Raw genomic sequence first — 7,355 nt, 5'->3', positions numbered from 1 at the left:
AACGGAATGAAATTCATGGTGATGTCTTATGAGACGGCTGAACAATTTGCGGCGCGAAAAAACGAACAAAAAGACGCCTACTGGGTGAGTTGGCGGTCGTATTTTCAAGCGATGGAGGATGCAAAAGTGCTCGCATACGGCGGGAATATTTTGCAGGAACCTGAGACGGCACGAACGATCTACGCTGACGGCGAACAAATTCAGACAGCCGACGGCTCCTTAGTCGACGACGCGAAACAAGTCAGCGGTTACTGGGTCATTGACGTCCCATCCTGGAAAGAAGCCGAAGCTTGGGCACGCCGCTCGCCTGCGATTCACGGCGGCGCCATTGAACTTCGTCCGATCTTTGAGCGGTAACCTGATCGATGGAAAACGAGACGACCGCGCGCTATTTTGCGCTCGCCGACAAGCTGAAGGCAGCGGATGCTGCCGTTCAGTGCGACTACCACCCGAAACGGAAAAGGTTTGGTTCAGCTGGGGAATTGAAAATCGAGAACAAAATTTTCGCCTTTCTCCTCCGCGGCCGCTTAGTCGTCAAGCTGCCGAAAGAAAGAGTCGACGATTTACAGCAAGCCGGTGTCGGCGAGCCTTGCACAATGGGCAATCGCGTCATGAAGCAATGGTTCGCGATTCACGCCGCTGAAGTCGATTGGTTCGTATTGGCGGAGGAAGCGAAGGCATTTGTCTTGTCTAAACTTTAAGACTCAAGCAAATCATGGTAATCCCGTTCCATGCACTCGATCACATGCAACGCTTCACCTGCGGCGGACGGGTCTTCTTTTTTATTCCAATGATAAGTAATCAAAGCCTTCCACAAAGCCCAGCCTCTCGCCCGGTTCCACGTTTCCTCATCCATGTTTAAAGTGTCTTTGAAGGTTTGTCTGCTTTTTGCATCAAAAAAAGTCCAAGCCATCGCCGCATCGCAAGCGGGATCGCCGACTCCAAGGATGCCAAAATCAATGACCGCTGCGAGTCTTCCATCTTTCACTAGCAGATTCCCCGGCGCCACATCGCCATGCACCCACACCGGATCTTTTGTCCATTTCGAGCTCAGGGCCAGTTCCCACATTTCTTTTACAACTGGGACATCGAAGGCATCTGGATTAGCCTCAATCGCTTCGCGGGATTCAGAATCGTAAACCGCAAGATCCCCGCCTCTGTAAAAGTTATGTTGGCCAGCCAATGGTCCGCCCTTGGGATCAATCGATTGCAGTTCGACCAAAAACGCTCCCAAATCGCTGGCAAGTTGATCAAGGTCGGCAATATTTTCATGCGTCACCGTTTCGCCTTCGATCCACTGAATCACCGACCACGGAAAAGGATATTCTTCGCTCGGATTCCCTTTTGCTAACGGTTCGGGAATTGGCGGTGAAAGTTGTTTCGCCAGCCGCGGCAGCCACTTTTGTTCCTTCTCCACTTGCGGCACGTAATGCTCCGAACTCGGCAGCCGGACGCTCATTTTGTCGCCCAAGTGAAACGTTCGGTTGTCATTCCCGCTCACGGAGACCGGCCGAACTTCTAAATGAGCCCACTCCGGAAACTGCTCGCGAATTAATTTTTCCACCAAATCGACGTTGATTTCCATGTTTGCACCTCTATTTCTCTATGTAATTCATTCTAATCGCATCGATGTGTTCTTTTACTTCGTACCAATTAAATGCTCCCTAGTGAACTCCCCCAAAACGTTTTAAAAAATGAGAGCAGCTTCCGATAAACTTATAAAGGACGTTCGACGCGAAAATAATTCTTATTGACGGGAATGAATTCAATGCAAATGATTCAAAAGTTATTCGCACCCATTCTTATTATGTCCATGATCCTATTGCTCGGAGGATGTGGACAACTGAGTGCGGAAGAAGTCTTAGAACACACGATACGAGCCATGAAAGAGATTCAAAGCTATTCTTCCACGAGCATCTCGAATATCGAACAAGCCGAGGGGAGCCATAAGGTTTCCTCTTACAAGGATACCTTAATCACTAAGGCGGCATATGATCCATACAAGCTTTATACAAAGGAAATGATGTCAGGAGACGGCAAGGAAACCGGAACCGACCCTTTTTATTATGAGCAAGAAGTGTATGTTTCCGACCACACCATTTATTTCAATACGTTTTCAACTCCGAATCATTGGGTGAAAAAGGAGTGGCATAATGACCCGCTTGATTTGACCAAAAGTTTTCAGTTCATCCAAGAGCATAGTGAAGCTTTTGCCTTTGCCGAGGAAGATGACCTTTACCGGTTTTCGGTTGACTCGACGGATGATTTATTCAAGTCGTTCTGGATCTTGATCGCTGCTTCTTCTATGGAGGAAAAATCCGGCTGGAATGATGAAGCCTTCAAAAACATGGTCAATGAAAGCGAACTGCTTGGTTTCCAATACGAGGCGGCGATTGATAAAGATACGTACCGTCAAGTTTCTTCCAAGATGACGCTGAAATATAAGACGAAAGCAAATGCCAATTACCCGGCGACCACCATCTCCGTTCATATCAAAGCCCAATACGCCTACAACCAGCAACCAAATTTGAAAATACCGGAACCCATTGTTGAAAGTGCCGTTGCGCAATAAAATTTCAGGCAGATCCAGTACGTTCAGTATAAAGCTGCGACACGACTAGGATTCAATATCGTAAGCAATCAACAATAATACCACTCCAACACTCTTAAAGCGTGGAGCGTGTTCCACCGGCTCGCCTTCCCGACCGGACCTTCCGTGTCGAAAGGAATCCGGTCGTCGTGAGGATTTTGCAGCGGCCAACGGCCGTTTTGGTGCTGCTTCTTGGCGGTCAGTTCAACGGCTTCGGCGATGCGTTCGTCCGGAGTCGCACCGGCATCGCGCAAGTAGTCAAGACCGCGAAGGACGTCGTAATGATAGGTGGTTGGAAACGAAAAACGCGTCCAATTCCGGTCAATCACCTTTCCGGTTGACAACGAACGGAACATTCCGCGGTCCATCAGGTAGTCGTGCGCGCGGTTGCGCGCATCGGTTACTGCGGTATCGCCGCCTTTCACTTTCTCATACTCCCATAGTCCTTCCAAAACGCAGATCGTGCTGTGAAAAGAAGAGCGAACGCTCGGCGGGGCTTCGCAGTTCCAGCCGCCGTCCTCGAGCTGCTCGCTGAGAAGACGCTCAACGAGTTCATCATTGGCTTCACCAAAGTAAGCACCGACGGCTAAAATTCGTCCGTTAATGCACGGTTCGACCTCGCCGTGGAAAAACGGACGATTGTCGTGATACACCCAAGTGAGGTGATCTCTTACGAGAGCGACCGCACGGCGAGCTTCTTCACTCGTAGGTTCCAAGCCGCAATCTTTCAGCATCACGAGCGTGAAGAGCGTATTCTTCAACGGCCACGGATCTTTGTCCGCCCACCAGCTCCCATCGGACGACTGTGCGGAGAGGAGACTCGCCCCCCAGCCTTCGACAGCGATACGCGCGCGCTCAGCGCTAACGGCCTCTTTCGATTCTTCCAACAAGTATTGCATCACCTGCCAGCGAATCGCAGGATCTGAATCCAGCAGCCACTTGATGACCGAAGTCTTTGGCTTTTTATACGGCCATACCGTGTTTTGCTCCGTCATTTTAGGACGCCTCCAGTGCTCCATCGCTAATGTTCACTCTTGAACCGCAAAACCATCGCCGCAAGCAGCCAACGAGTTCATTTTATTAATCTAAAAGTACCACAACCCCCGTGCATAGTCATCTTAATATTCCGAATTTCGTTTCGCTTAAAGTTTTCTCTCCCATTCGCTTTATTCCCAAGGTATCACTTGCAAATGACCCCATTTCTCCGTCCACCGGTCGACCTTCTTTTCGTAAATTTCCTTTGTAATTTGAAGCTTGTTGGCGCGAACGATCATGCCAAATAAATCATTCAATCCGTAAGGGGCATACACTTTCCAACCATCTTCTTTTCTCAAACCAATTGCTGTGGCGGTTGTTGGCCAACTATTGATTGCCGCTTCGAGAGATTGATAGGGTTGAATCTCATATCCGAAACGCTGCTTGTACCAAAGATGAACTCTCGCTTCGTTTTTGACATCAAGACGCAATGGCAAATCATCAAATTTCTCATTTAATACGGCCTTCACTTCGCTCTCGGCTGCCTCGCTTAAATCACGATCAAAATAAACAAAATCAATATCCTTGATGCCATACTCAAGAGGATAGCCGGAAATATGATTCCAAACGGTCTGAGTGATGCAACCCGCTCCGATGTAATAATCTTGTAGTTCCAGCTGCGATGCTTTCAGCAGCACCTCTTTGATGAAATCATTCCCACACACAATGTTGATTAAAGCATCGATTTGACTCTCTAAGTCCTTATTATAATAATGTAACGGAAACTTCATTGTTCTGCCACCTTGAAAGTTTCATTCATGATCAGTAAAAACCCGGCCAAGAAAAGATATAAAAGGCTTTCACAATAATCAAAGCATTAATTCCCGCATAAATCCGTACTTTTTTGTTTCGCCAAACCGTTCGTATTCTAATGCCCTGATCACGAATCAAATTTGATATCGCCCATAAACCACAAGGAATCAACAACAAAAGTGAAATGTAAAAAATAAAAAGATAGACATCCGAGTGAAGGATGATATGATAACCTGTATGAAAAGCATACTTTGGATGATTCATTGGGTCCATTAAACGCCCTATCGCCTCGAGCAAAAGACTGCAAATGAGGACAGAGACAATTCTTAACACGAGCAGAGAAAAAATATCTTTAAGAATGCGAGAAAAAGGGAATCCGAGCCTTCTTTTTTTAAAAAATTTACGGGCACAAACTATGACTAAGTAAAAAATAAAATCAAATAACAAAAACATCGGCATCCATAAGAATCCCATCAACAAAACTGTTAGAGTGAATCCCCCCATAACATGTTTCACCGTCATTTCTACTTATTTGTCGTATCTACCGATCATTGATTCCCTTACCGTCGAGAATGTGCGGAATATAGTTTTCCACTCGGGACGTCCGGGTTTTCGATTGCTTCGCCCCAGAGAAATAAAGAATGTACGCCCGCTGCCGTCCCGGCGTCAACCCCTCAAATGCCTCTTTCAACTGAGGATTTTCATCCAATTTTATTTGAAATTCTTCAGGGATCGGTTCGGGTTCTTTTTTGAAATCTACTTGCAGACCGGCTTTTTCCACTTCGACAGCCTCATGAATATAGGCTTTCAATACAGGCTCTAGATCACAGATTTCCTGAACATGGGTGAACCGAATGAGGCGTGCTGCTTGCGTATTTTCCCCCGGTTTGTCCAGCATATGATGAGCATCCTTCAACAAAGCCCCTTTAAAGAAGCTGAGCGCACAATACTCTTTAAAAGCGCTTAACAATACGACGTTCTTCTTCTCGAAGGTGTAACAAGGCATGCCCCATTTCTGTTCTTCAGTCAGCCCACAGTCAAGCACGATCGCTCGCAACTTCGCCAATACTTCCGGCCATTTGTGGACTTTGCAGTCAGACGTACCCGCGAGTGAGCAACGCCCGCAGCCGTTCGTAAAATAAGAATCCACTTTAGGTTTCGAAGTCATGTTTGTGTCCCCTTCCCGCTCTAAAAAGAGGTTCTGGCAGTCCATTTTCTTGAAACTACTGATCATTCATTCCCTTGCCGTCGAGAATGTGCGGGATATATTTTTCAACCCTGGAAGTCCGGGTTTTCGATTGTTTCGCTCCGGAGAAATAAAGAATATATGCCCGCTGCCGTCCCGGCGTCAATCCTTCAAAAGCCTCTTTCAACTGAGGATTTTCATCCAATTTTATTTGAAATTCTTCCGGAATCGGTTCGGGTTCCTTTTTCACATCCACTTTCAAACCGGCTTTTTCTACTTCAATGGCTTCCCGAATATACGCTTTCAAAGTCGCTTCTTGCTCAATGATTTCGTCAACATGCGTGAACCTTATCTGACGTGCCGCCTGCACATTTTTCGTTTGTTGAATGAGAATTCCCTCAGGATCCTTCAGCAACGCCCCTTTGGGAAACAGCATCGCACAATACTCTTTGAAGCCATGGATCAAAACGATGTTTTTGCCATCGAGCGTGTAACAAGGGTGCATCCACTTAAAATCTTCCGTCAGCTCGCAGTCGAGAACGATTTCTCTCAGTTGCTTATATTCTTCCTTCCACTTTTTCGATTTGTTAATAAATTGATCAACCTTCGGATTCATTTGATCGCCCCCTCAATCGAATAGCCTCAATGCTTTCAGCATATCTACTATATCGCTTTCTGAAACAATGTGGAAAACATTACGATTTGGATGCTTCAATTATCCATAAATGGCGTCTTTTTCCTTATTAAACTCACAAATACCGCCCCCAGCAAAGCGCCGATTGTGTTTAAAATCAAGTCATCAACATCAAACGATCCTATCCTTAGCAACAACTGCATAAGTTCCAAAAATAGACTCACTCCGAGTCCAACAGCGGTTACGAATGTAAGGTTCTTCGTCTTTGAAGTTAATAGCCCAACCAACACACCGAGAGGGATAAACAACGCGATGTTACCAGCAAGATTGTCTAGCAAGATTCTCCCATTTGATTCCGTCATGATGTAACCGAAAATTGTTTTGAAGGGGACGAAATTATGACTTGAATAGGTTTGGCCGTTATGGCTAACTTCCTTGAATACTTTGGACAACATTCGCCACGAAGAAATGTTCTTCAATAGTATGACTTTCATCAAAAACAAGAGATAAACAACCACTAGAACCCGCATCATTGGCTTCAAGAGCTTTTTCGCTTCCATGTGGATCTCCTCCAAAACATACGACACCGACAATACGATTCGATCAAATCAAATTGAATAAAATCCCGCACAGCAAGGGTATTGAAAGAAGGATTGGACTACATACAAACAAAAGGATATTCGTCTTGCCGGAAGGTTTCAAAATGATCGCATTGATCACAAACCAAATTAAGAAATACCCGATAAACAAAAATTGCTGCCAAGCTAATAAAGCCCCTGGATGTTCCGAACCAATAAATAGGTAAGGAGTTTTTAAAGGAAGTGAAGTTAAGAGTAAGACGATGGATAAAGGCAGCCCGAATAAAAAATTAAACGTAAAATACGACACGGCTCTTCCTGTCGTAAATTGAAACTTGCTCCTTAACATTCGATTCCTCATAATTTCCAGAGTGAAAGCGACTCCAAAACTTAAAAGACAAAAGGTCCCAAGATAAAAGCTCGTATCCATCAATTTCATTTCTACAAGCAAAACACAAATTAGCAACCATATGAGATAAGGAGAAATGGCCATATACTTAATCATGTTCATCATAGTACTCCCTTTGGAAATTTTATAAAATCACTTGCCGGATGTGGCAGCAAGGTTATTTTTTCAGT

At 45.5% G+C, this 7,355-nt stretch carries 10 protein-coding genes; 3 read left to right on the top strand and 7 right to left on the bottom strand.

The genetic code is table 11. The annotated features are described in order from the left end of the window. Together VFK44_14595 and VFK44_14590 are read left to right on the top strand one after the other, a co-directional pair. Positions 1-357: YciI family protein (locus VFK44_14595; GenBank protein HET7629598.1), on the top strand; the 357-nt coding region annotated here is incomplete at its 5' end. An 8-nt stretch (positions 358-365) separates the two neighbouring features. Further along, on the top strand, positions 366-701 hold the full coding sequence (locus VFK44_14590; protein HET7629597.1) for a hypothetical protein: 336 nt from the start codon (positions 366-368) through the stop codon (positions 699-701). On the opposite strand, the gene VFK44_14585 is transcribed toward VFK44_14590, so the two are convergent. Beyond that, a complete protein-coding gene (locus VFK44_14585) occupies positions 698-1,585 on the bottom strand; it encodes an aminoglycoside phosphotransferase family protein (protein HET7629596.1) in 888 nt (295 codons plus the stop codon). The genes VFK44_14590 and VFK44_14585 overlap by 4 nt on opposite strands. 174 nt (positions 1,586-1,759) lie before the next feature. Between VFK44_14585 and VFK44_14580 the strand changes: the two genes are divergently transcribed. Next, positions 1,760-2,572 (top strand): DUF6612 family protein, encoded by an 813-nt coding sequence (locus tag VFK44_14580; protein ID HET7629595.1) that lies wholly within the window; start codon positions 1,760-1,762, stop codon positions 2,570-2,572. A gap of 68 nt (positions 2,573-2,640) precedes the next feature. Here VFK44_14580 and VFK44_14575 read toward each other — a convergent pair whose 3' ends face one another. From VFK44_14575 to VFK44_14550, 6 genes are all read right to left on the bottom strand, one after another. Beyond that, positions 2,641-3,585 (bottom strand): hypothetical protein, encoded by a 945-nt coding sequence (locus VFK44_14575; protein HET7629594.1) that lies wholly within the window; start codon positions 3,583-3,585, stop codon positions 2,641-2,643. A gap of 171 nt (positions 3,586-3,756) precedes the next feature. Further along, complete coding sequence (locus tag VFK44_14570) at positions 3,757-4,356, bottom strand: nucleotidyltransferase family protein (GenBank protein HET7629593.1); 600 nt, start codon at positions 4,354-4,356, stop codon at positions 3,757-3,759. 31 nt (positions 4,357-4,387) lie between these two features. Next, on the bottom strand, positions 4,388-4,894 hold the full coding sequence (locus VFK44_14565; GenBank protein ID HET7629592.1) for a hypothetical protein: 507 nt from the start codon (positions 4,892-4,894) through the stop codon (positions 4,388-4,390). Positions 4,895-4,919: 25 nt separating this feature from the next. Next, on the bottom strand, positions 4,920-5,546 hold the full coding sequence (locus VFK44_14560; protein HET7629591.1) for a YdeI/OmpD-associated family protein: 627 nt from the start codon (positions 5,544-5,546) through the stop codon (positions 4,920-4,922). 55 nt (positions 5,547-5,601) lie between these two features. Continuing rightward, on the bottom strand, positions 5,602-6,180 hold the full coding sequence (locus VFK44_14555; protein ID HET7629590.1) for a YdeI family protein: 579 nt from the start codon (positions 6,178-6,180) through the stop codon (positions 5,602-5,604). 95 nt (positions 6,181-6,275) lie between these two features. After that, entirely contained in the window at positions 6,276-6,758 is a 483-nt protein-coding gene (locus VFK44_14550; GenBank protein HET7629589.1) for a VanZ family protein, read from the bottom strand. Positions 6,759-7,355 lie beyond the last annotated feature (597 nt).

It is taken from the genome of Bacillales bacterium (assembly GCA_035700025.1).
Taxonomy (GTDB): domain Bacteria; phylum Bacillota; class Bacilli; order Bacillales; family DASSOY01; genus DASSOY01.
This window is presented reverse-complemented; position numbering and strand designations above follow the sequence as displayed.

Coding starts and splice junctions, on each gene's coding strand:
- VFK44_14580 (HET7629595.1), top strand. CDS start 1,760: ATGAATTCAATGCAAATGATTCAAAAGTTATTCGCACCCATTCTTATT.
- VFK44_14590 (HET7629597.1), top strand. CDS start 366: ATGGAAAACGAGACGACCGCGCGCTATTTTGCGCTCGCCGACAAGCTG.
- VFK44_14570 (HET7629593.1), bottom strand. CDS start 4,356: ATGAAGTTTCCGTTACATTATTATAATAAGGACTTAGAGAGTCAAATC.
- VFK44_14550 (HET7629589.1), bottom strand. CDS start 6,758: ATGGAAGCGAAAAAGCTCTTGAAGCCAATGATGCGGGTTCTAGTGGTT.
- VFK44_14555 (HET7629590.1), bottom strand. CDS start 6,180: ATGAATCCGAAGGTTGATCAATTTATTAACAAATCGAAAAAGTGGAAG.
- VFK44_14585 (HET7629596.1), bottom strand. CDS start 1,585: ATGGAAATCAACGTCGATTTGGTGGAAAAATTAATTCGCGAGCAGTTT.
- VFK44_14560 (HET7629591.1), bottom strand. CDS start 5,546: ATGACTTCGAAACCTAAAGTGGATTCTTATTTTACGAACGGCTGCGGG.
- VFK44_14575 (HET7629594.1), bottom strand. CDS start 3,585: ATGACGGAGCAAAACACGGTATGGCCGTATAAAAAGCCAAAGACTTCG.